Origin of the sequence: Lysinibacillus sp. Ag94, assembly GCF_023242215.1 — a bacterium.
Lineage (GTDB): Bacteria > Bacillota > Bacilli > Bacillales_A > Planococcaceae > Lysinibacillus.
Genome location: NZ_CP096780.1, coordinates 3,880,691 through 3,903,811, shown reverse-complemented (window position 1 = coordinate 3,903,811; position 23,121 = coordinate 3,880,691). Strand labels below are relative to the sequence as shown.

The window sequence follows — 23,121 nt, the reverse complement described above, 5'->3', positions numbered from 1 at the left end:
AATTTTTATATTTTGCCTCTCGTTTTCATTAGTAGGTTATAATTGATAGGAAATTAATTAGAAGAGAAGGTGCAGATAAATGAATATCGAACAAGTAACATCTGCATTACAAGACATTTTCAATGAGCCGTTAAAAGACGGAGAACAGCGGAAAATTGTCTTTTGGGTAGATAAGGAACGAGAGTTTATTGAGGAAATTGATCAATTCGTTTTGGATGGAGTTAAAGTCCAAACATTATTGGATAACAATCAATTTTACATGAAATATTTATTAGAGGAAGAGGATAAAGAGTCCCATTATTTAATTTATACGAACGTTGATTTAGGTTTAGAAAATAATTGGTTAGCAGATACAGTGTTATATTCAAAAACGTTTTATGCGGACCGTATTTCGCTTATATTAAATGACCTTCAAATTGATTCAGCATTACGTGGTGTCGTAAAAAAATATGAGCGCTTCTTCCAAAATAAAGAGCGTTACCGTAAATTCCAAGCAATTGATATCGAAGTATATAGTGAAGAGTCTATCGAACTTGCGATTATGAGTGTTTTATGCAACGTGAAGGTGCCAGACTTTGAAGAGATTTTAAAAACGGTATTAACGGATACACTGGAAGATGAATACAATAAATACTTATCACAAATGGACAAGTTCTTTGATGTCGATACGTTTTGGAAATATGTTGCCAATATGTACGGCTATGAACGAGAGAGTAAAACATTAAAGACATTGCTCATTCATTTAGCGGTTACTGCGTTTAGTCATAGCGTGCCAGAGCAATATTTAGCGACTGTGAAAGACTTTGTTGCGGTTCGTAGTAAAACGAATGCGCTTGTCCTCATGGACCACTGGATGCACCATAAAACAGATTTTGAGCTATACGATCAATATGTTGAAATCGTAGAGCAAGAAATCCAACTTTCGAAACTTTTACAACCAATTCCTATCGATGAATTTAAGCAAGCGGATACATTCCCATATGTCGATAAAGCAATCATTATCTATATTGCGAATAGTCTTTTAGAAGGACGCGAGGATTTTGAAGAGTATATTAAGCTCATTAAGCTAAGAAGAGCGAAGCATTTTTATGAGCGTTATTCCTCGATTTACGAAGCGTTGTTTTTTAGCGTGAAAATGCAGGCGTTTTATACTGAGCATCGCCACGGCATTCCTTCAGGTCAAGCATCAGAAATCTATAAAGCATACGAAAGTAAGTATTATGTTATGGATACATATTACCGAAAGTTTTATGTGGCGTATGATGCAGAGAACAATAATGAGATTTTGAAAAAGTTAAAAGATCTGGTGGAACACCTATATACACATTGGTTTATTGGCGAGCTAAGTGTTAACTGGTCACAAGCTGTAAAGGCTGAGATGACAAAAGAGTGGTCATTGCCAGGTGTCATGAATCAGCAATCGTTCTATTCTTCTACAGTGGCACCGCATATGCGCAATGGTGACCGTGTATTTATGATTATTTCGGACGCTTTCCGCTATGAGGTTGGTGTTGAACTATCTGAGCGTTTAAATTCAGAAACAATCGGTTCTTGCGATATTCAAACGATGTTGAGTGTTATTCCTTCGATTACAAAGCTCGGTATGGCATCGTTACTTCCGCATAAGACAGTAGATTTTGATGCATCGACACAAGTTTTAGTAAATGGTAAAGATTCATCTGGCTTAGAAAATCGTAAGGCAATCTTAAAATCAGCAGTTGAGGAGAGCATAGCCGTTCATTTGCAAGAAATTATGGATATGAATAAGGCTGGTAGACGCGAAGTTTTCAAAGGCAAAAAGCTGATTTATATTTATCATGATACGATCGATGCAATGGGTGATAAGGCGTCTACAGAGATTTATACATTTGATGCAGTAGAAAAAGCGATGAACCAGCTTTATGATTTAGTAAAAATTATTCGGGACGACTTAAGTGGAACGAATGTTTATATTACAGCAGACCATGGCTTCTTATATCAACGCGAATCGTTAAAAGAAAGCGATAAGCTGGAAAAAGTTAAAATGGATACACTGGAAGTGAAGCGCCGTTACATTTTATCGAAAGAAGATCAACAAATTGATGGACATATTAACATTGATTTATCATCGGTTGTGCAAAATGAGCAACAGCTTCATGTATATGTACCCAACGGAACAATCCGTAACCGTATGCAAGGCCCAGGCGTGAACTTTGTACATGGTGGAGCAAGTTTGCAAGAAATCACGGTACCGCTTCTGTCGTTTAAAAATAAACGTGCAGGGCAAAAAGGTGTGCAACAAATTTCAAAAGTTGATATTAAGCTTACAAGCACGATACGTAAAATTACAAATCGTATTTTCAATTTGAACTTTTTCCAGACAGAAAAGATTGGCGATAAACTAAAGCCTCGAATAGTAGTAATTTACATGGTTGATGAAGATAACAATGTTTTATCCAATGAGGAAACAGTAATTGGGGATCGTTCATTCGATAATCCAGCTGAGCGCACATTTAAGTTGAGATTTGCGTTGAAAAATATTCCATATGACCGTAGTAAGACGTATTATTTAGTTATTAAAGATACGGAAATTGAGATGGAAATTGAACGTATTCCATTTACGATTAATTTAGGTATCGTAAGTGATTTTGACTTTTAATAGTGAGGTGTGAACATGGAAGAGGTTTCGACACTTAATTTAGATAAAAAATTAAATGAGCATTTTGCCGGTCGTGTTGTCCGCAAAGATTTAACAAAGCTTATTAAAGAAGGGGCAAATGTTCCAATATACGTCTTGGAATATTTGCTTGGAATGTATGCTGCCACGGATGATGAAGTAAGTATAGGCGAAGGTGTAGAACGAGTTAAAAAGATCCTTGCAGAAAATTTTGTACGTCCCGATGAAGCGGAGAAAATTAAATCTCGAATTCGCGAACTTGGTCAATACTCTATCATCGATAAAATTACAGTTGCGCTTAATCCTAAAAACGATACGTATGAGGCGGAGTTTTCTAATCTTGGTTTAAAAGGCGTACCAGTGTCCTCAAGCTATGTAAAAGAATTCGATAAGCTACTTGTTGGTGGTATTTGGTGCATGGTGAAAATAGATTACTTCTTTGATGAGGAAGTACGCAATATGAATCCATTTTGCGTGAGCAATTTAAAGCCAATTCAAATGCCGAATATGGATATTAACGAAGTATTTGAAGGTCGCAAGCGTTTTACAAAGGAGGAATGGATTGATGTATTAATTCGTTCAACAGGTATGGAGTCAACTCAGCTAGAAGAACGTGTGAAGTGGCATTTGCTGCTACGTTTAGTGCCTCTTGTAGAGAATAACTATAATATGTGTGAACTTGGTCCGCGTGGTACTGGTAAGTCACACGTTTATAAAGAAATTTCACCGAACTCGATTTTAGTGTCAGGTGGCCAATCAACAGTAGCAAACCTTTTCTACAATATGTCTACTCGTAAAGTAGGACTTGTTGGTATGTGGGATTGCGTAGCGTTTGATGAAGTTGCTGGGATTCGCTTTAAAGATAAAGATGGCATTCAAATTATGAAAGACTATATGGCATCAGGTTCATTTGCACGTGGTAAAGAGGAAAAGAATGCTTCTGCATCAATGGTATTTGTAGGAAACATTAATCAAAGTGTCGATGTCTTATTGAAAACGTCGCATTTATTTGCACCGTTCCCTGAAGAGATGGCAAATGATACAGCATTCTTTGACCGTATGCATTATTACATGCCAGGCTGGGAAATTCCAAAAATGCGACCAGAGTTCTTTACGGATAGATATGGTTTTATCGTAGATTACGTTGCAGAATTTTTCCGTGAGATGCGTAAACGTTCGTTTGCAGATTCAATTGATCGCTACTTTAAACTAGGTAACAATTTAAATCAACGTGATACGATTGCAGTACGTAAAACAGTTTCAGGCTTAGTGAAGCTATTATATCCACATGGTGAATTTACACGTGAAGATATCGAAGAAATATTAAAATACGCTTTAGAAGGTCGTCGTCGTGTAAAAGAGCAGCTAAAGAAAATCGGCGGCATGGAATTTTACGATGTGATGTTTTCTTATTTGGATAAAGAAACGATGTTAGAAGAGTATGTTTCTGTACCGGAACAAGGCGGAGGTAAACTGATTCCTGAGGGAATGTTAAGACCCGGACACGTTTACTTAGTTGGCCAGTCGCATACAGGTATGATTGGCGTGTACAAGCTTGAAAACCAAGTAGTAAGTGGTACGGGGAAGTTTGATAAATCAGGCGTAGGTTCTTCACGTGATACAAAAGAAAGTTTAGACACAGCTTTCCGTTTCTTTACAGCGAATAGTAAAAGCGTAAGTAATTCGATTAGTACGAAAACGAAGGATTATTTAATGCATATAACAGACTTACAGGGAATTGGATTAACGTCAGAGTTAGCTATTGCAGAATTGATTGGTCTTTGCTCAGGTGCTTTAGAAAAACCTGTGCAGGAAAGTATGGTCATTATCGGTAACATGACGGTTGGTGGAACAATTGCGAAAGTAGAGGAATTCGCGAATGTCCTACAAGTTTGTGTAGATGCTGGTGCGAAGAAAGTATTAATACCAGCAGCTTCTGTTATGGATTTACAAACTGTTCCACCAGATTTATTGGTGAAGGTGCAGCCGGTGTTTTATTCGGATCCGATTGATGCTGTTTTTAAAGCTTTAGGAGTACAATAATATATTAACTTAGGGAATAGTGGGAAAGCCATTATTCCGTAAGCCCGTAATCAAATAACACATATAAACAAACAGGCACCTCCGGTACGATAATATGCTCCCCATTAGGTAGACAGATTAAAAAATAAAATCTGTTTATTAAATGGGGAGTTTTTTTATGACGAAACAACTAATAACACCTGAAATGAAATTGTTAGCTCTTCAATATGTAGAGGAAGAGCTTTATTCTATTCGAGAAATTTGTGAAAAGTACGCTATTTCGACTTACACATTTAAAAGCTGGCGTACTAAATTTAAAACCGGGGGAATTGAAGCATTAACGCCAGCTAAGAAAAATAAGTTTTACTCCAAAGAACTAAAAGAACGAGCAGTAGCAGACTACTTAACAAAAAAGTATTCAATGTACGAAATCCTCTCAACATATGAAATTAGCAGTTGGTCGTTGTTCAAATCATGGTTAAAAACCTATACTAGTCATAGTGAATTAAAAGATTCGGGTAAAGGAATGAGCCAAACTATGACTAAAGGAAGAAAAACAACCGTAGTAGAACGCATTGAAATCGTCAAAGCCTGCCTAGCAAACGCGAAGAATTATCAAGAGACAGCAGCACAATATGAGGTATCTTATCAACAGGTGTATCAATGGGTACGTAAGTTTGAACAAGATGGGGAAAAGGCCCTTCAAGATCAACGAGGTCGTACAAAACCAGCAGAAGAACGCACACCAGAAGATGAATTACGCTTAAAAATTCAACAGATGGAGCGCGAAAATGAACGATTACGTGCAGAAAATTTACTACTAAAAAAGTTAGAGGAAATCGAAAGGAGGTATCGTTAAGTAAAGTTCGCATTCAAAGCCTCTATTTCGCGATCCAAGAGCTAGCGAAGCATGAAAACTTATCGATTATTTTATTATGTAAAATCGCCAAGGTATCCCGTGCAGCTTATTACAAATGGCTCAATCGTCAACCCTCAGCACGGGAATTGGAGAACCAACAGCTAATGGCGTCTATCCAACACTTATATACACAAATAGATGGCATTTATGGCTACCGCCGTATCGCAATGACTATCAACCGCCAACGTGAAAAAGAAAACTTAGCGAAAGTGAATAAGAAGCGTATTTATCGTCTAATGCAAATTTGTGGTTTAGAGGCGGTGATTCGCCGTCGTCCGAAAAAGTACATAAAGGTGAAACCGGATTACGTAGCAGAAAACGTGTTAGCACGTATGTTTACAGCCGAAAAGCCGAATCAGAAATGGTGTACAGATGTGACGGAGTTCAAGTATGGTAACGGTAAGAAGGCTTATTTAAGTGCGATTATCGATCTTTATGATAAGTCCATTGTGAGTTACGTATTAGGTCATTCAAACAATAATGACCTTGTTTTTGAGACGGTAAGACCAGCTATTCGTCAACTGTCAAAAGATGAGTTTCCGCTTTTACATAGTGATCGTGGGTATCAATATACATCTAAAGAATTTAAGCGAATTATGAAGAAGGCAAAACTAACACATAGTATGTCGAGAGTCGGCCGTTGCATCGATAATGGGCCAATTGAAGCGTTTTGGGGGACACTGAAAGTAGAAAAGTATTATTTACATAAGTTTGAGACGTTTGAGGCATTAAAACACGCCATTGATACGTACATCGAATTCTATAATAACGAACGTTATCAAGAAACATTAAACGGCTTTAGTCCTGTAGAATTCAGGACTAAAGCCGCTTAAAGCATTTTTATTATTTCCACTGTCTACTTGACAGGGAGCAGTTCAAAAGATTAGAGGAGGTGCTTCTTTATGTCAACTACCAAACTAACAATTGTCCCTGTGACACTAAATCCCATCACTGACAACTCATCATCAACAACTCCACCACAAAACTCTCCTGAGCCGAGCTGCATCATTAAAACAACTAGTACTGAAATTTCCTTCTTTAATGGCGTAGATGAGCGCATTATCCAAACGATTATGAAGGGGTTGAATAATCAATGAAGCAAGATTTTACGAGTGTGCAGAACATCTACATTATTTGCGGTAAGACCGATATGCGTAAAAGTATTGACGGTCTCGCAACACTCATTCAGGATGCTTTTAAACTTGATCCATATAGTGATTCCATCTTCTTATTTTCTGGAACGAGTAAAGACCGTTATAAATGTTTGTATTTTGATGGAGATGGATTCGCCATACTTTATAAACGATTAGATAATGGCAAACTGCAATGGCCAAAAGATGAAAAGGAAGTACGTAACCTTTCACAAAAGGAACTTCGCTGGCTTTTAGAAGGTTTATCGCTTCAGCAGCCAAAAGCAATTACGAAATCTACAAAAGGTGTCTTTTAAACTCACCTATTAAGATGTTATAATCATCCATAACTTATACTGAACGGAAATGTGATGAATGATTTGACGAACGTTCCTAAACGAGAAAATCAAAATGAAAGATTAATTCGAATGCTTGAGCAACAATTAGCTCAGTCAAATCGACAAATCGAAGCTTTGACTGAACAAGTTCGCCAATTAACCAAGGCTTTATATGGTTCAAAATCGGAAAAATCAAAGTATCAAGCGCCAGACGGACAAGGCTCTTTATTCGATGACGATCCGTATTTTAACGAATCTGAGCACACAGAAGAACAAAGCACAGCGACGATTACTTATACTGTTAACCGTAAATTACATAAGAAAAAAAGGAATGATTCTTTTCATGATGGGATTGAAATAGAAGAAATTCACCATCATCCCACCAATACATAATACGACTGTTGTCTTGGCCCAATGACCGAAGCCGGTACAACTATTGCGCGTGAAGAAGCCAAATTCATTCCGGCAAAAATGATGCGCATTCAGCATATTGAACATGCCTAAAGTGCAAGCACTGCAAAATGGATGCCACACAAAAAGCACAAATGAAACGTGGGAAAGCCCCACAAGCTGCCATTCAGCGAAGCATTGCGGGACCTACCGTTCTAGCAAAACTCATCTACGATAAGTTCATTCAATACTTGCCTCTTTACCGTCAGATAAAGGAGTGGGAACGATATGGCCTGCTTACGAATGATAAGAACTTATCGAACTAGGTGATCCGTGCAGCTGAAGATTGGCTTCTACCGGTTCATGAACAGTTGAAGCAGACATTAACAGCAAAATCTGTTCTGCATGTAGATGAAACCTACGCGCAAATAATCAAACGTTCAGACGGAAAATCCGGTCAATCAAACGCCTATAATTGGGTGTTCCGAAGCGTGCCAAGTCAAGGACCGATCATCGTTCTTTTTCAAAGCGCTTTATCGAGAAGCCGTTCTGTATTAGAAGATTTTACAGCTGGTTTTCAAGGAACTGTGATTTGTGATGGTTATTCTGCATACGGGAATCTACCTAACGTTACGTTCGCCAACTGTTGGGCGCATGTGCGGCGCTATTGGCTGAAAGCTGATAGTAAAAACGGCAAAATTGGCGTCAATTATTGTGATCAACTATATGATTTAGAACGCCAATTTAAGCATCTGTCACCAGGTAAACGCAGAAAAGCAAGGCAAAAACATTCAAAGCCGATTGTAGAGAGATTCTTAAAATGGGTGGATGAATCACCTTTCTTCGGAAAAAATGCCTTAGCCAAAGCCGCAGAATACACATTAAATCGTATCCACGGATTAAAAGCTTTTCTGTTCGACGGTAGGATTGAAATCGATAATAATCCAGCTGAAAATGCGATTCGTCCAAATGTGATTGGTCGTAAGAACTGGCTTTTCTCTGTTAGTGAAGCAGGCGCTAAAGCAAATGCGATCTGTTTAAGTTTGGCTGAAACGGCAAAAGCAAATGGCATCGATTTCTATCAATACCTGGTGACATTAATGACAGAATTGCCAAATTTACCAATTCACCAACAACCAGAGATTTTAAATAATTACATGCCTTGGTCGGAAAAAATCCAAGTCACATGTGCAAAATAGCCATCTATCCGAAAAAAATAGGATAGATGGCCATTCGTCGTGCGTACCGAGAAGGTGCGCTTATTTTTTATATTTCGGGCTTACCATTAAAATTCTTCAAGTTGATTATTTATAGGATTTAACCTAAAATTCCACCCTTTTATTATATTTACTTATCCAAATATGAAATTGAATAAAGTGAAATAGGAGATTTGTTCCTGTAGGTAGTAAGTTTTTTATTCCTTTCCTCGTTATATCCATCCAACTTGATTTAGAATGGATAGTAAGTCGTCATTTTTGATTCAATAAAATAATTTTATAATTAATATTTAAAATAATTATGCATATTGTGAAGTAGTCGCGTGGTTGGAGTTAAAATAATGATTGAAACCCTTGGAAGTGGCTAATTGACGGAACTTTCAAGGGTTGTTTTTATACTAAGATTTATGGTTGTAGGAGTATACCACATTATTATATTGAAGGGTTGTGGAGGAAAGTTAGAAATATGAAATTATTCTTTGCTTTCATCATTATGTTCTATCTCTTTTAATGTTTTTCCATCTACTGTTTTCCATTCAGTTAAGCCGTTTGCGTGACCACCAATAACAAATGCAGCTGCATAAGAGGGACTGCGGAAAAGAACATCTTCTTGCAAAATACCTTTTTCATCGAATGGAGCTTTGTGACGTTTATCTTTGATTCCAGGTGGTATACTGTCAGAATCGATAGTTTCAATATGGCTGCCTTTGAGTACAACGAACCCTTCTGTAGTTTGTTTGCACTTAGCTTCAATGGTGATACCACTTTTTCTGCTCTTACGCTTCAAGTATAGTAATAACTCATCATTGCTAAAGGTATCTGATATTTCACTTTGCGATTTTATCTCAGTTAATTTTTCAAAAATCTTGTGACCGAGCGTACCCATAACTAGTTTGGCGTAATCAATGAATTCCTCAAGTTCACTCTCTTTTTCCTCTGTGATGTTCCCAGAGGTAGGATCATTTCCGTTTTTGACAATATACCGTTTGGCATCCATAGCCATTGCACAGAAACGGTTCTCAAGATAACTTATTTCTGTGGGACCGAAAGAGTTATTTGAGGTCGTAAATACTACCGATTCTGTCCAATAATCTTTTTCTGGATTCCGTTTATGTTCCTGTAGGCGGTATAGAATTCCTTCTCCATTTTTTCTCACGCCAGCTTGACCAATATAGATCACATTTTCCCCGGTTTCTTCAGATGTACCAAATAGAAAATATACCCCGCTTTGTGATAGGTCGTTTCGTCCTTTGCATTTGTCAAGGTCTGTGCGAGGAATTTTATACGCGACTCCCGTCCAGTTAGCAAGAGTACATTTGATACGGCCATTTGGAGTGCCATCCATTAAAAATAAATTAATGCTTTTTCCACGTTTAGGCAAGGCTATTCATCTCCTTGAAATGTTGTTGTTAATTAATATCTGAACATAAAACTATGTAAAAATCACTGATCAAAACATTAACTATTATATCATGCAAAGACAAAGGATACTCTGCAATGGTATTCATACTATAGAAGGAAATTATATTTTTTAAATTTATAATTTCAAAACGTTTGTTCGTAGTAGTAAGTTAAGAAATTGAATATTCATTATTAGAATTTTTAACAATATTGAGGATTAATTTAGAAGTTCATAGTGATGAATTACACTAACTCACTACCTTAATTAAATTTTACTTCTAACAGTGCAATAAGTGTATCAAATACTGCCTGTGAAATAAATTCACCCTCTAGCACTAGGCGATTTAAATAATCGATAAACTCTTTTTCATGTGCTTCTAATTGGATAGAATGGTTCAAGGCAGTTTGTTGAAACCATTCGATTAAACCTTCTTCAATATGAAGAGGGGATTCCATTCTATTAATTACGAGATTTTGATAATAGTTCACAGCTTTTTGCAAATCCTTTTGTTCCTCACTGTTAATAAATACACTAATAGTATAGTAGTCACCCCATCCAATCTCTAATAGATTAAATTCAGAAAAATATAAGCCGACATTTACATTAAGTTCTTTATTATTAACGATTGGTAATACATTGTTTTCAATTGTGAATGGATGAGTATACTTTCGATAAAATGTTTTTTTATCCAAAAATCCACTCTTCTCTAGGAGAACAAGATAGCTGTGAATTAAAGTAGCAACTTCTTTACTGTCTGCAATATCATATCTGAGTTGTGCCTTTATATCCTGAAATAAATATTTAGAAAAGATCAATTGTTTTTTACTGTAATTATGCTTAATAGCTTTATGAAATACGAGCAATTGCCACAAAGGATAAGGTGTATGAATAAATTTATAATCTTGCATTTGAATATTGAAGATGCCAGGGAAATTTGAATCGGTCAAACCATATTCCTTTATTAATTGTTTAAATAGAACTTGTTCCCTATGTGACATCCGCTGCAATACTTTTTCTATACTAAAGTTATTCAAATACTTTTTATATAGATTGAATCTCTTTCGCTGCTCTTGTCTTTGCTGGATTCTTTGCATTGTTATGGCGTTTTGCTTCTTACGTTCATGCCATAGTTCTGCTGCTTCCTTGGTTCTAGCTATAAAATATTCTTGAAGCTTTTCATATGAAAGTTTATTTCCTAAAACGTATTTGCAAGGTGATGGGATCTTATAAATTTTCATTTCATTAATAGGGATTTGCTGCATTTTTATAGAAGCTCTTGTTTCGGTGCGATAGGAAATACCGAAAAATTTTCCTATATGTTTTACGAGATTATTTTTCACATCAATAAAGTAAACACTACGCTCTTTTTCATTAACAGTTTGCTGTAAGTACTTTAATCGGAGAACAATTTCGCCTTCCTCAATATCTTCAGAATCAATTTCTTTATAATAATTAGCACCAAATAGCCATATGTCTGTTATACCCGCTATTGCATAGAGTTTACGACGTTCTAGCCACTTTTCAGCTGTTTGCTCTGCGCACTGTACCTCAAATGCAAACCTGTGATCATTACCAAAATCCGCATATACATCCGCAATTTGATTTGTCTTAGTGATTCGTTCTTCTAATGCGACATAGGCATTTGGATATTGCTCTTTTAACCAATTATAAATTGCTAATTTACCTCCAAGATGTTCCTGTGTTTCAGGCTCCCCAACAAAACTACATTTAACATGAGCTTCATGGTAAAAGTGATGTATACGCTTTGGCCCTCCACGAAAGAAGACTTGCTTTTGGCAGTTTGGACAATAAAGTTTTTTTGTAGCGGATAAAGACTTTAAGCGTACCTTATCATCATGAAAGGCAAATTGTTTTTCCCTGTTTTGATCGATTGCTACGAACATTTGCTCACCTCAAATAATAAGACAAATTAGGTTCTTCTAATATGAAAAATGGTGCATGATTAAACTAAATGGGATTATCTACTTGTATCTTGTAAGTACGTGTTATAGCGAAAGTAATTAATAGAAAACCTAAGAGGGCTAAGACTTGAATTATGCTTTTATTATATATTAAGTATAAATATGGTAAAATATAATTATGAATTTATGTCTATTTGAAAGTAACTTTGCCTAAATCCATTTTATAAACTTGGAGTGATATTATTGAAAGCCAATGAAACAAATCTACAAGAAATAATTGAAGGCTCGAAACAATATATAATACCGATGTTTTAAAGTACATATATTTGGGATAAAAAACAATGGCTGACATTTTGGGAAGATTTAATGGAACTAGTTGAATGACATTTTTCGTGTAAACTTGTCCATGCGATTGTCCGTTATTTTGGATTTGGATGGATTATTACCACCCAGCCATTATAAAGGATTTTTTTATGCGCTAAACACTTTACAGAAAATTAGGTTAAATATACGATGTTAAATTCTTTTAATGCGACACTAATGAATTTAGTTAAAATTATTAAACGTTTGTTCGGAGGTGAAAAATAAAAAATACTGATAATTCGAAAGCGGTATAGTGTCTTGTTTTATAGCTGCATTTATTTGGCCAACAAATTTTTAATTCTTGGAGGAATTGCTCATGCAGACGATATTGAATAGTAGCTTAAGAGAAAAAGCTGGCTCTGATAGCTATAACAGGTTTGAATATCAAGCTCATTGGATTGTATATCATATGATACAAGAATATAAAAATGGAAATGATTATATTATATTTTGTGAATTTCATGATGATATGGCTAAATCGAAACAAGGTGAAAGTTGTGCGGGATTTTTTCAAATAAAGACATCTGCGAAATATAAAGAATGGTCTTTTTCACGTTTATTTAATAGGACAAAAAAACAAGATGGAAGTTATAAACACTCATTTCTAGGGTTTATATTTTATAATTTTTTAAACTTTAAAAATGAATGTAACAAATGCCACTTTGTTTCTAATATAGGAATGGATACTGAAGTTTCTACGTGGCAATCCGTAATTGAGGACAATAAAGAATTGAAAGTAGTAAATCCAGATTTATATAAAAAGATTCGAGAGTTGCTTTTATTAGAGTATGCGAATATAGAACCAGATATTTTTAATGTATGCTTTGAAAGTTTTGTTCAAAATACTTTTTTATATCAAGGTGATTTATCTTTGGACAACTATGAAAAAATAGTTGCTGGAGAATTTTTTCAAGCATTAGATAACAAGGATATATACACTTCAAACAGTAATAAAATTTTGAGAGATATAATAGATGAAGTTAGAAAGAAAAGTAAAACTCTCATTAAAATGCCCATTAGCTATACAAGTCTCGTAAGGAAAAAAGGGGTTTCCTCAGAGGTTTTTTCTAAACTGAAACAAGTTATGTCAAGTTCGGCCAGAGCAGCGCGGAGTCGTTTCTTGCTTTTTCAAGTCATCAAGAGTACATGGCCGGTATCGGGCATCGTACTGCAGCGATCGAAGATTCACGCCTTCTGCCTATAACAGAACTTCCGATATCGAAATAAAAGGAGAAGAACATAATTATGAACATTCTGAAAATAAACGACGTTGAATTGGCCTATGACAGTTTCGGTAACGAAAATGACGAGGCTATTATCCTAATCTCCGGGCTTGGAAGCCAGATGATCCGATGGACGGATTCGTTTTGTCGGATATTAGCAGCGCGGGGCTTTCGCGTAATCCGCTTTGACAATCGCGATGTAGGTTGCTCGACGCACTTTAGCCATTATCCGACACTGGATTTTAACGCACTGGCTACTGCTCTCATGTCGGGACAGCGACCAGACATCCCTTACACTCTCTATGACATTTCCAAAGACGCTATCGGACTGCTCGACGCACTATCAATTGACCGAGCACATTTCGTTGGCAGGTCGATGGGCGGAATGATCGCTCAGATTGTAGCCTGTGAGTACCCTGAACGGGTTTTATCACTCACGTCCATTATGTCCAGTACCGGTAATCCCGCTCTTCCGCAAACTTCCCCAGAAGTCATGGCGATGATGACTAAACCTGCGCCGAACCCATTTGAGGATGAAGAAGGATTTTTGGCGCACAAGCTCTCTTTTGCCAAACGCATCGCCGGCACCGGATATCCGTTTGAAGAGGATGCTCATCGGGCGCTCATTCTAGAGGAAGTTCAGCGAGACTACGATCCAGGCAGTGTCGGACGACAAATTGCTGCTATGGCTGTCGCCGGTGACCGTCGTCCGCGGCTTGCAACCATAAAAGTACCAGTACTTGTCATTCATGGGGTGGATGATCCCCTAATCGACCCGGCGTGTGGCGAGGACACGGCTTCTGCCATCCCTGGTGCCGAGCTAATGTTGGTTGACGGTATGGGACACGATCTGCCGCCCCAACTGTACAAAGTAATCGTTGATGGTATAGAGCGAACGGCTCGTCGCAATTGACACGCGCTTCCTGAATAGCAACTAGCCAGAGTTTTGTGGTGTCCAAGGGGGCTGAGCAGGCTGAGGGACGCAGCATTATATGGATGGCTTACGAGGGCTTTGCTAGAAGATCGTTGAGCTGTTCATTTTTGCTTTAGCGTATGAACGAACTAATTGGATCCAGTCATCAGTTATTATTCATGGATTAACTAATGGAATTATGGTTTTGTTGTTTAGTTTAGTATAAAGATATTGTTACAAGTAGCCGGAACATACAATGCAAACAACCAGATACAAGAGCTGAAAAAGACTGTTACTAGCAGTCTATTCATTTTGCGGCTTTCGGGCAACATTCCTGTAAAATATAATTAATAATATAAAATCAACAAAGTATGATAAGGAATATACTTAAACTAACGGCTCTGCAAATATTAAAGGGCAGATAATCCAAGATAACAGGAATAAAATAACTCGATTAAGATATTCGTGTAATACCACTATGATTGATATCGTTAATTTAATCTTTTAGATGGATTAAACCATAAAATTTCCTAAGGTAAAAAAATAAAGCATAACACTTCCTAAAGTAAAATAAATAAAGCATAAGATTTTCTAACGTTAGGATTTCTTTTGAGATAGTATCTATAATCATATATAATTTCCAACTATTTATTGCTATAAGCCCTTCCTACTCTAAGCTTGGAAGTTTTATGGTTTATTTTTCGGAAATTTTATGCTTTATGTCACAAACGTAAAACCCATGTATTAAGTTTTTTTTATTTTGCCTTATGTCATATAGTTTCATTGAGTATCGATCGAACGAAGTCAAAGCGTAGTCGCTCAACTACATTTTCAATGTGGTTGGCGAACTTCTGTTAGCTTCTTCTTTCGTTTTCTTCGTAAAGTGTGCATAGATGTTCATTGTGGTTTGTACATCGCTATGGCCTAAACGATTGTTGTAGCTGCACCAATACACAATAAATTGCTCTCTTAAAGATTGATACCCAACAACTATTCATTATCTTTCCAAGCAATTAAAGACTCAATAAAATTTAAAACGGCTCTTTGCTCTTTCTTAGAACGACCTTCTAACAGACGTACCATTTCCTCTAATTCAAAGCAAAGCACTTTTTGATGGCTTTCTTTATCATCAAATAGCTCTTCTAATGTAATTTCTAAAGCCATGTATATTTTTGTAAGGCTTTCAATTGTAGCGTTCTTTTCTCCACGTTCAAGTTGTCCAATATATGTGTTATGCAAGGAAGCACTATATGCTAGTTCTTCTTGGCTTACATTGTCTGATAAAGACATCCTAAACGAAGAGTACATCGTAGACATCTCTGATAATTTCACAGGAACTATTTGGAATACTGGTATTATGCGTTACGGTCAATACTTCACGATTGATACGGAAGCTATTAAGGAATCACCAAAGACATTGGGTGAAGTTGTTCGGGAAGCGAAAGAATACTTTGTGCGCGAATTTGGTGAAGAAGAGTACAGCAAATATATCGCAAATTATCAGTTGGACGATGACGATTCAAAGCTTAAGAAATTTGAATATTTACGTGGTCCTAAAAAAATTGAGCGTGTTGCTGATAACGGTCATAAATATGCCTTTAGTAGGTGGGATGAGCCCGTATGATTCTCTCGACTTACCGGGACGCACAATGCTTACAAGTGAAGGTTCTGTAAACCGTTCCACACATTTACTTAAAGTTGATGGAAAGTACCGTATGCTTACACCGATTGAAGCTGAATTATTGCAAGATTTCCTACCAGACTGGACAAAATTCAAAAAGGATAGTCTTGAAAATGTCCATGAGGTTTCAGACCGTATGCGTTTGTTCTTCATGGGAAATGCATTAGTTACAGGAATCGTTGAACGTATAGGAATTGAGTTAGGAGAAATCGTACGTGAGTACAATACAGAAGAAGTTAAGGCTGTGTTAAGTTAATAATGTTTGTTTTTTAAGTAATTAATAAACAAATACAACAAGCAAAAGGACTCATAATCGAGTCCTTTTTGTTATCGAAACAGTTTATTTTCTAAGGTCAAATGGCTTATGGTTCAACTAAAAATCGGTTGTAAACATAAAACATAAGCTGAAGCAACTAAGTTCGCATATCCATTAAGAACGGCAGTCAAATATTCCAAAAATGATTACTGCAATAAGCAGCAACCTTCAAACAAGCTTGGGGCAATAATATTATTTATATAGTTGTAATTATAGCTTTCTAAAATTTACATCTTTTTTCTCTATATTATAGAAAGAAGCCATTCATTATTCTTTTGAATGACTTTTTAAATAATTACACCGAAAAACAATAAAAAATAACAAACCTTATTTGTTCTGTGTTTTACGAATATACTTTGTTAGAATTTAGAAGTCATCCATTTCTTGTTTTAAACTATTTACAAACTCAGTGATTTGTTCCATTTTCACTATTAGACATAATGAAGGACCACATCCTGTTGCACGAAGATGATTTTTATAGCCTGCATCTAATACAAAAATTAATTTAATACGAGGTTCATTTTCTTGTCTTTCCTGCTCCGGAATTTGAAAAAGACCATATCCGGGAAAATGGTAGGTACCATATTCAGGAATATGATAAATGCACAATCCAGGATCAAGAAATTCTAGCATACTTAGATGGATATTATCAATATGCTGTAGATCATCTAATAACTTTAAGAAGTCCCTCTTTAAACAAGCTATTTCCATATGAGCCTCTGGAAAAGCAGGACCGGAGCGTAAATCAATGCGAAATTCAATGCTTTCTTCATTAACTAACTTTAAATTTATTTCAACTTCACAATTACTAGGTACAGTAGAATAGTCTTTTAATATGGCCATAAATTAAACCCCTTTTTACTTTTTAACACTACAGTATAACTAAATCCATGACAACAGCCCACAGTCACTATACTATGGATTGTTGTCGGTCTATGTGAATTTTGGATAGAATCTGTTAATACAATAGAGCTTATACCTAAATATTACATTAAAATTATTTTATATCCCCTATATATTGCCAAGAATTTTTAAACCATTTTAATTTTTGGGAAGTTGTATCATAAACAGTTTCAATTACATCTGAATTTTTATTAAGTAAGACTGCAACTTTATTGCCGTTTGATGCCCAAGCAACCCTTTCACCGCTTAGGATATCTACATATTTTGTACCATTAGCTAAACTCTGATCTATCATTTTTGCAGTAATCTTGCGCTCTACTGCTCGTTCAGCGGCATGTGCTGATACTCTAACTACATTTCCTGTAGAAGTTCTTGCAATAAATGAAACCCCAGACCTAATTACAATACCTGCCAATAACGGAATAACTGGAGCTATACGTGGTTGGATTTCAAATTCATCTTCTAAATTGATTCTTGGATCATTGAAAGAATCTGAAGGCGTATCTAAAATTTGATTTAGACCATCTGTTTCGCCATCTAATTCATTAACTGCAAGTGTTTCTTCTTGATTAATGGAATTATTTATTTGTAAATCCTGCGATTCATTTGCCTTAGCAAGCCTTGGGGAAATGATACTGAAAACTAATGTGAAAAAAATCAATCCTATAATACTTTTAATTAAGTTATTCTTCACAATTAATAACCTCCATTATTCTAGATAAATTTAAAATGTTATAGCAATCCATTACTCTCGAATCATTACTATCCTACGATTACCACTGATACTAATTTAACGGAGAATTTACGCCATTTTTATTTCCACTACTTTTATTACATATTATTTGACATTCAACTAAAGTGAATAACCATTGAACTTTTATTATTCAAATAATAATTTTCGAATAAATTCTCTATTAACATTCACGTACTTTGTTAATCCAGTATTGGACAACAAAATCAAAGAAGACTAGGATGGTCCTTTGCTTTTTCCCCGGGTATGTTAATAACATATCATTAGCTATAAAAGTTTCAAAATCAATCATTGTTGATTATTAAAGCACTGTTACTAGAAAACCCTCAGGGTGTTTTACACAAATTATATGGAAAGTATTAAGTTATTTGATGATTGATGAGGAGTGAATTTTGAAGTGTTGCAGAACGGGTAAGTTGTTAGTAAAGTGAATAGAAAGTGGTTCACTTTGAAAATAGTTACAAAGTAGAAATATTTAATAAAGAGATGGAGTAAGTAATTATTGCTCGTATGCTTTAATAAAGATTAAGTCTTAGCTTCATCAGCATCCTTTAACAAATAAAAGAAGGAGGATAAACAATGATACAGCTGCATATTGAAAGTCAGAAAAACCCAGAGATTTATCGAAAGTTAGTATTACCGAAGAACAGTAGTTTTTCCTTGCTAGATGAAATGATATTACTAAGCTTTGATTTGGATGGGGCGGACTATTTTAATTTTGAAATGGTTAAAAAAGATGGACGGGTATGTAAAGAAAAGATTTGTTTTTTACCTAAAAATGATACGGATTTAGATACAGATGAAGAGTTGGTTGACGAATGGCTTCGAAAATCCGGTGATGAAGCCATTGCCCATATAATTGATAATAGTGAATCGTTTGTTATTCGATTAGAGAACAATGAGGATTTACCGACGAACTCTGAAACTCTTTTATGTATTGCGGGAGCAGGTAATATTCATACGGGTAAAACGGACAAGATTGATTTGGAGGAAATTAATGAACGGATAAGGGAGGATGAAGAGGCAAATAGTTTACTAGAAAACCTAGAGCCAGATTATCTTACTTTATTGGAGCTTACCAATTACCTGAAAAAACTAAAGCCATGGCAATATTTTAGTGATGATGAAGTTGTTGGCATTCATTTTGCAGATGTAGATTACAAAGTACTTGTTTCTGTTATGGGAGCGGGTGGTGAAGAGTTTGGGTTAATGATTTTTGACACGGAGCTTGGCTATCCTAGCTTAGCTAACATTCTTTATGAGAAAAATTTATCGAGCGATTTCTCGTATGGTTTAAATGCTTTAACTGTGAATTTTGTTGATAGGGAAGAGTTAGACCAAGCAGATTATCTATTAATTAAAGATAATGGGCTGTCGTATAGAGGGAAGAAGAACTGGATTCAGTTCCGTAGCTATCTGGAGGGAACGCATCCTGAAAGACCAGATTATTTAGAGGTAGTGCTATTAATTGATGTTATAAGTAGGATGATTAATATTATAGAAGCTCGGAAGGATGGCTGGGAATATCCACAGCTAGCTGCACATCAATATCCAATGTTTAAAGTGCAAATGGATGGTGAGTTACAAGAGATCTATATTTTGCAAATAAATATGCCCAAGCCAACGTTTGAGTGCTATGAGGAAATTTCGATGTTTGAAAAAGCAAAATATAAGAAAAAGCCTAAAAGCGCGCTACAAGTAGAATATGATGTATTTTACATGCCTTTTGGCGTAGAGTCGGAAGAAACGAGCCGCACTGTTTATCCGCTTGCTGGTATGCTTGTTGAACGAGGAAGCAATTTGATTATTGAACATGAATTGTTCCCGATGCCTAAAACGCCACCAATTGCACAAGGTGTGTTATGGGCATTTTTACAGGGCTTAGAAGTAAGACCAAGTAAAATATTTGTCTCTAAAGAGTTAAGACCGATGCTTCAGCCACTTGCAAAAATTGTCGGGGTAGAGCTTGTAGAGAGTGAACTTCCTGGCATTCGAGAAGTTAGAGAATTTATGAAAGACATGTCAATGGATTTAATTGAAGAATAGTGAATAAGAAGACCACAAAAAATCCCACTGAAACTTTCCGTGGGATTTTTTGTTATACCTATCCTCGATAAACACTTTCACATGTATCAGGTGCTGGTTCATAGAAGCAATGATTTTTAAATTGACCAGTAAAAGGTTGATCGTACCATGTTGGCGGACATGGTGCGTATGGATTGAAATACCAAAGTGCGTATTTCGCGGGATGATCTCGCCAATAATCCAGCGTCAGTTTTGCTAATCTTCTTTCATTAGGTCGCGCCCTTTGGTAAAACATATTGCCTTTTTGAACAGCTTCAAAAGAATAATTTCCTCCCTGTACCTGATAAATAACATCATTAATCGTTCTTAAATCTTTAAAGTCTGGACATTCTGCTATCACACGATTCACAATGACATTGCCAACATATAGCATTCCTTGGTTTCCTTCACCTTCTGCTTCTGCTCTCATCATCCTTGCCACTAGGTCAATGTCGGAATTTATATACTTTACTCTTGGCATTTTTTCACCTCCACCATATAGTATGAAAAAAAGCCTTCATTATTGTCATGTGAAATTCTAACAATAGTTTTATAATTAAAAAAAACGCCATCGATGCTGTTGGCAAAACAGGAAGATGGCGTGATTATTATTAGAAATTCTTTTTGAAGTACGGTGTTTTTTTCATCACGATACATACTGGAATTGCGATCATTAATCCAACAACATTTTGGATTAAATCTCCTGGAATGGATGCCATCGGGGCAACCCAGCTTTTGAACATAATCGCTTGCCCGATATAGTAAACGCCCATCATCACGGGCATAGCAACAACGGCTGCTAAAATGTTTAATCGGATGTCGTCGCCTCTATGACCTTTAGACCAAGCGATTTTCCCAACGATGGCGCCTTGTAATGCGCGGGAGATAATTGTGGTTGGCGCCCAAATTAACCAACCACCTACGATATCGAATAAGCCCATTCCGATTGCTCCAGCAAGTGCCCCTTTTTTAGGACCAAATAAAATCGACGTGATCAAAAGCATGGATGTTCCTAAGTGAATAAGTCCACCTTGCCCGAATGGTAGCTTTATATTAATAAACATTGTCGCGACGAAAACTAGTGCTGCAAGAATGGAAGTAATGACTAAATCAAATGTTTTCGTGCGTGGTTTTGTATAGGATTGACTTTGTATATTTTGCATTTGCGTGTCCTCGCTAGGATGAATTTTTTAATAATTTTTACTTTAGCAAAGGACTGACTATCGTAAAAGTGCCAATTTGATAAAAATATTTAAGGTCAGTTTGTTTTTCTATAACGGAGTGCATTTTCGCATCTAGCTAATTATGATACGATGAGAGAACAAGCAGGATTAGTTAGGTGGAGAGTATGATGAAAAAAGTTGCTGTAATTCAGGATATGTCATCCTTTGGGAAGTGCTCGTTAACGGCTGCGATGCCTGTGCTGTCAGTGATGGGTGTTCAGGCGGTGCCATTACCAACGGCAATTTTAACGGCGCAAACAGGGTATTCGAGTTTTTATTGTGAGGATTTAACGTCAAAGATGGACTACTTTGTGGATGAGTGGAGCAAGCTTGGAGCAACCTTTGATGGTATTCACACAGGTTTTGTGACAGGGAAGGAGCAAATCGATAATATCTTTCGGTTTTTAAACGTCTTTCACTCGAGTGAAACAACGCTGCTTGTCGATCCGGTAATGGGCGATTTGGGCGAGGTGTATAAAATGTATACTGGCGAGTTGCTTGATCGTATGAAGGCGCTCGTGAAATGTGCAGATATTATTACGCCAAATATTACAGAATGCTGCTTGCTTACGGGTTTGTCATACGAGAAGCTAAAGAGCTATCAGGACGATTCTGATTATCTTCAGGCGATAGAGGAAGCGGGCCATCAGCTGCAGCAGGAAACTAAAGCGAACGTTATTATTACTGGTTTGAATCCGCCGCCAGCAGATGTAAATAAGCGCTATGTAGGCAATATGTATGTCGATGCACATCGTTCATTTTCTAGCATCCGAGAATACAATGGTGAGAGCTATTCAGGCACGGGTGATTTGTTTGCATCCGTCATTATGGGTGGTATGATGCGTGGACAGGATTTAGTTGAGTCAATGAAACTTGCCGAGACATTTTTGGCTGCTTCAATTGAAGCGACATCAAAGGCGCAAATTCCACGTGAAGCAGGCGTGAACTTTGAAACGTTTTTACGAATGCTGCTTTAAAAAATGTATGACAGGATTTTTATAACTGCGTTGTGACATGAGTATTCATCCATTTATTGATAAGGGATGGATTTTTTATGAAAAGAGGTAATAATAAAAATCATGAATTAGGGAGGTGTATAATGGATTCAATTAGATATTATGTAGTGCAAGTAGATAATCGCTATTACCAGGGGGAAATTGACCTTCTTACATTTACCGATGACGAAGAACAAGCCTTTGCGTTTACAGATATTGTGGCGGCAAACGAATTGGCTAATGAGGTCAATGGAATCGTCCTGACAAGAGAAGTCAGTTATAAGGAGCTAGAAGACTTTTCAGCACAATATCTGGTTGAGTACGAAGCATTGCCAAAAGAAGAGCGTGACACGATAGAATCATTTTGTAGGGAGCTCAGTATAGGAATGTTTGAATAAATGCCGAATCGAATCTTTTCGGCTCTTTTTTATGCAGTTTTTGACTGAGCTTAAGCATTCTACCTTTCTAAAACATGGCACTTTCTCAATTTATTCAATGAAATAGTGAACAGCCCGTAGCCAAGTTTAATGGTTGCGGGCATTTTTTGTAATATCAAGTGTGATTTGTGCGTGTACAATTAACATGTGGTGACAAAATTGCTACTAGATGAACTTGGGCTGCATGTTTAAATGGGAGTGATAATAACATATCGTATGTGTTAAACCATCGTACGGGTGAAGTTCTTTGGAATAG

The 23,121-nt window shown here is 36.4% G+C and carries 19 protein-coding genes and 3 pseudogenes; 15 read left to right on the top strand and 7 right to left on the bottom strand.

What is annotated here, in order from left to right; genetic code table 11:
* Window positions 1-79 precede the first annotated feature (79 nt).
* From pglZ to MY533_RS18295, 8 genes and pseudogenes are all read left to right on the top strand, one after another.
* Window positions 80-2,638: a BREX-1 system phosphatase PglZ type A gene (gene pglZ / locus MY533_RS18330; protein WP_248717075.1), complete on the top strand. Its 2,559-nt coding sequence runs from the start codon at window positions 80-82 to the stop codon at window positions 2,636-2,638.
* A gap of 15 nt (window positions 2,639-2,653) precedes the next feature.
* A complete protein-coding gene (gene brxL, locus MY533_RS18325; RefSeq protein ID WP_248717074.1) occupies window positions 2,654-4,699 on the top strand; it encodes a protease Lon-related BREX system protein BrxL in 2,046 nt (681 codons plus the stop codon).
* A 157-nt stretch (window positions 4,700-4,856) separates the two neighbouring features.
* A protein-coding gene (locus MY533_RS18320; protein WP_248717073.1) for an IS3 family transposase occupies window positions 4,857-6,430 on the top strand; the annotation gives its coding sequence in 2 pieces (ribosomal slippage) (window positions 4,857-5,499 and window positions 5,499-6,430; 1,575 coding nt in all).
* Between the two features lie 69 nt (window positions 6,431-6,499).
* Window positions 6,500-6,694, top strand: a complete 195-nt coding sequence (locus tag MY533_RS18315) for a hypothetical protein (RefSeq protein WP_248717072.1) — start codon at window positions 6,500-6,502, stop codon at window positions 6,692-6,694.
* The gene (tnpB, locus tag MY533_RS18310; protein WP_248717071.1) at window positions 6,691-7,044 is read left to right on the top strand and encodes an IS66 family insertion sequence element accessory protein TnpB; all 354 of its coding nucleotides are present in this window, start codon (window positions 6,691-6,693) and stop codon (window positions 7,042-7,044) included. Before MY533_RS18315 ends, tnpB begins: the two co-directional genes overlap by 4 nt.
* Before the next feature lie 54 nt (window positions 7,045-7,098).
* Window positions 7,099-7,458: a transposase gene (locus MY533_RS18305; protein WP_248717070.1), complete on the top strand. Its 360-nt coding sequence runs from the start codon at window positions 7,099-7,101 to the stop codon at window positions 7,456-7,458.
* 128 nt (window positions 7,459-7,586) lie between these two features.
* A pseudogene (locus MY533_RS18300) lies at window positions 7,587-8,504 on the top strand (IS66 family transposase); the annotation flags it as partial.
* Window positions 8,505-8,546: 42 nt separating this feature from the next.
* Complete coding sequence (locus tag MY533_RS18295) at window positions 8,547-8,654, top strand: hypothetical protein (RefSeq protein ID WP_248719240.1); 108 nt, start codon at window positions 8,547-8,549, stop codon at window positions 8,652-8,654.
* 490 nt (window positions 8,655-9,144) lie between these two features.
* Here MY533_RS18295 and MY533_RS18290 read toward each other — a convergent pair whose 3' ends face one another.
* Both MY533_RS18290 and MY533_RS18285 read right to left on the bottom strand, forming a co-directional pair.
* The gene (locus MY533_RS18290) at window positions 9,145-10,053 is read right to left on the bottom strand and encodes a GIY-YIG nuclease family protein (protein ID WP_248717069.1); all 909 of its coding nucleotides are present in this window, start codon (window positions 10,051-10,053) and stop codon (window positions 9,145-9,147) included.
* A gap of 281 nt (window positions 10,054-10,334) precedes the next feature.
* Window positions 10,335-11,978, bottom strand: a complete 1,644-nt coding sequence (locus MY533_RS18285; protein WP_248717068.1) for a competence protein CoiA — start codon at window positions 11,976-11,978, stop codon at window positions 10,335-10,337.
* A gap of 697 nt (window positions 11,979-12,675) precedes the next feature.
* Here MY533_RS18285 and MY533_RS18280 point away from each other — a divergent pair.
* The 3 genes and pseudogenes from MY533_RS18280 to MY533_RS18270 all read left to right on the top strand — a co-directional run.
* Window positions 12,676-13,563, top strand: a complete 888-nt coding sequence (locus tag MY533_RS18280) for a dsDNA nuclease domain-containing protein (RefSeq protein ID WP_248717067.1) — start codon at window positions 12,676-12,678, stop codon at window positions 13,561-13,563.
* Window positions 13,564-13,604: 41 nt separating this feature from the next.
* Window positions 13,605-14,495 carry an alpha/beta fold hydrolase gene (locus MY533_RS18275; RefSeq protein ID WP_248717066.1) on the top strand — a complete coding sequence of 297 codons (891 nt, stop codon included), beginning with the start codon at window positions 13,605-13,607 and terminating at the stop codon, window positions 14,493-14,495.
* 124 nt (window positions 14,496-14,619) lie between these two features.
* A pseudogene (locus tag MY533_RS18270) lies at window positions 14,620-14,721 on the top strand (CPBP family intramembrane glutamate endopeptidase); the annotation flags it as partial.
* A 764-nt stretch (window positions 14,722-15,485) separates the two neighbouring features.
* On the opposite strand, the gene MY533_RS18265 reads toward MY533_RS18270, so the two are convergent.
* Window positions 15,486-15,803 (bottom strand): helix-turn-helix domain-containing protein, encoded by a 318-nt coding sequence (locus MY533_RS18265; protein WP_248717065.1) that lies wholly within the window; start codon window positions 15,801-15,803, stop codon window positions 15,486-15,488.
* On the opposite strand from MY533_RS18265, the pseudogene MY533_RS22390 reads away from it, so the two are divergent.
* Window positions 15,778-16,432: pseudogene (locus MY533_RS22390) on the top strand (DNA (cytosine-5-)-methyltransferase); the annotation flags it as partial. The gene MY533_RS18265 and the pseudogene MY533_RS22390 overlap by 26 nt on opposite strands.
* 426 nt (window positions 16,433-16,858) lie before the next feature.
* Here the strand turns inward: MY533_RS22390 and MY533_RS18250 are convergent.
* Window positions 16,859-17,335 (bottom strand): hypothetical protein, encoded by a 477-nt coding sequence (locus MY533_RS18250; RefSeq protein WP_248717062.1) that lies wholly within the window; start codon window positions 17,333-17,335, stop codon window positions 16,859-16,861.
* Between the two features lie 154 nt (window positions 17,336-17,489).
* A complete protein-coding gene (locus MY533_RS18245; RefSeq protein WP_248717061.1) occupies window positions 17,490-18,089 on the bottom strand; it encodes a hypothetical protein in 600 nt (199 codons plus the stop codon).
* Between the two features lie 636 nt (window positions 18,090-18,725).
* Between MY533_RS18245 and MY533_RS18240 the strand changes: the two genes are divergently transcribed.
* Window positions 18,726-20,192 (top strand): plasmid pRiA4b ORF-3 family protein, encoded by a 1,467-nt coding sequence (locus MY533_RS18240; protein ID WP_248717060.1) that lies wholly within the window; start codon window positions 18,726-18,728, stop codon window positions 20,190-20,192.
* Window positions 20,193-20,250: 58 nt separating this feature from the next.
* Here the strand turns inward: MY533_RS18240 and MY533_RS18235 are convergent, their stop codons facing one another.
* Both MY533_RS18235 and MY533_RS18230 read right to left on the bottom strand, forming a co-directional pair.
* Complete coding sequence (locus MY533_RS18235) at window positions 20,251-20,691, bottom strand: cell wall hydrolase (RefSeq protein WP_248717059.1); 441 nt, start codon at window positions 20,689-20,691, stop codon at window positions 20,251-20,253.
* A gap of 130 nt (window positions 20,692-20,821) precedes the next feature.
* Window positions 20,822-21,373, bottom strand: coding sequence for an ECF transporter S component (locus tag MY533_RS18230; protein ID WP_248717058.1), 552 nt, complete (start codon window positions 21,371-21,373; stop codon window positions 20,822-20,824).
* Window positions 21,374-21,561: 188 nt separating this feature from the next.
* On the opposite strand from MY533_RS18230, the gene MY533_RS18225 reads away from it, so the two are divergent.
* Together MY533_RS18225 and MY533_RS18220 are read left to right on the top strand one after the other, a co-directional pair.
* On the top strand, window positions 21,562-22,410 hold the full coding sequence (locus tag MY533_RS18225; protein ID WP_248719239.1) for a pyridoxamine kinase: 849 nt from the start codon (window positions 21,562-21,564) through the stop codon (window positions 22,408-22,410).
* A gap of 122 nt (window positions 22,411-22,532) precedes the next feature.
* Complete coding sequence (locus tag MY533_RS18220) at window positions 22,533-22,826, top strand: hypothetical protein (protein WP_248717057.1); 294 nt, start codon at window positions 22,533-22,535, stop codon at window positions 22,824-22,826.
* The last annotated feature ends 295 nt before the right edge of the window (window positions 22,827-23,121 follow it).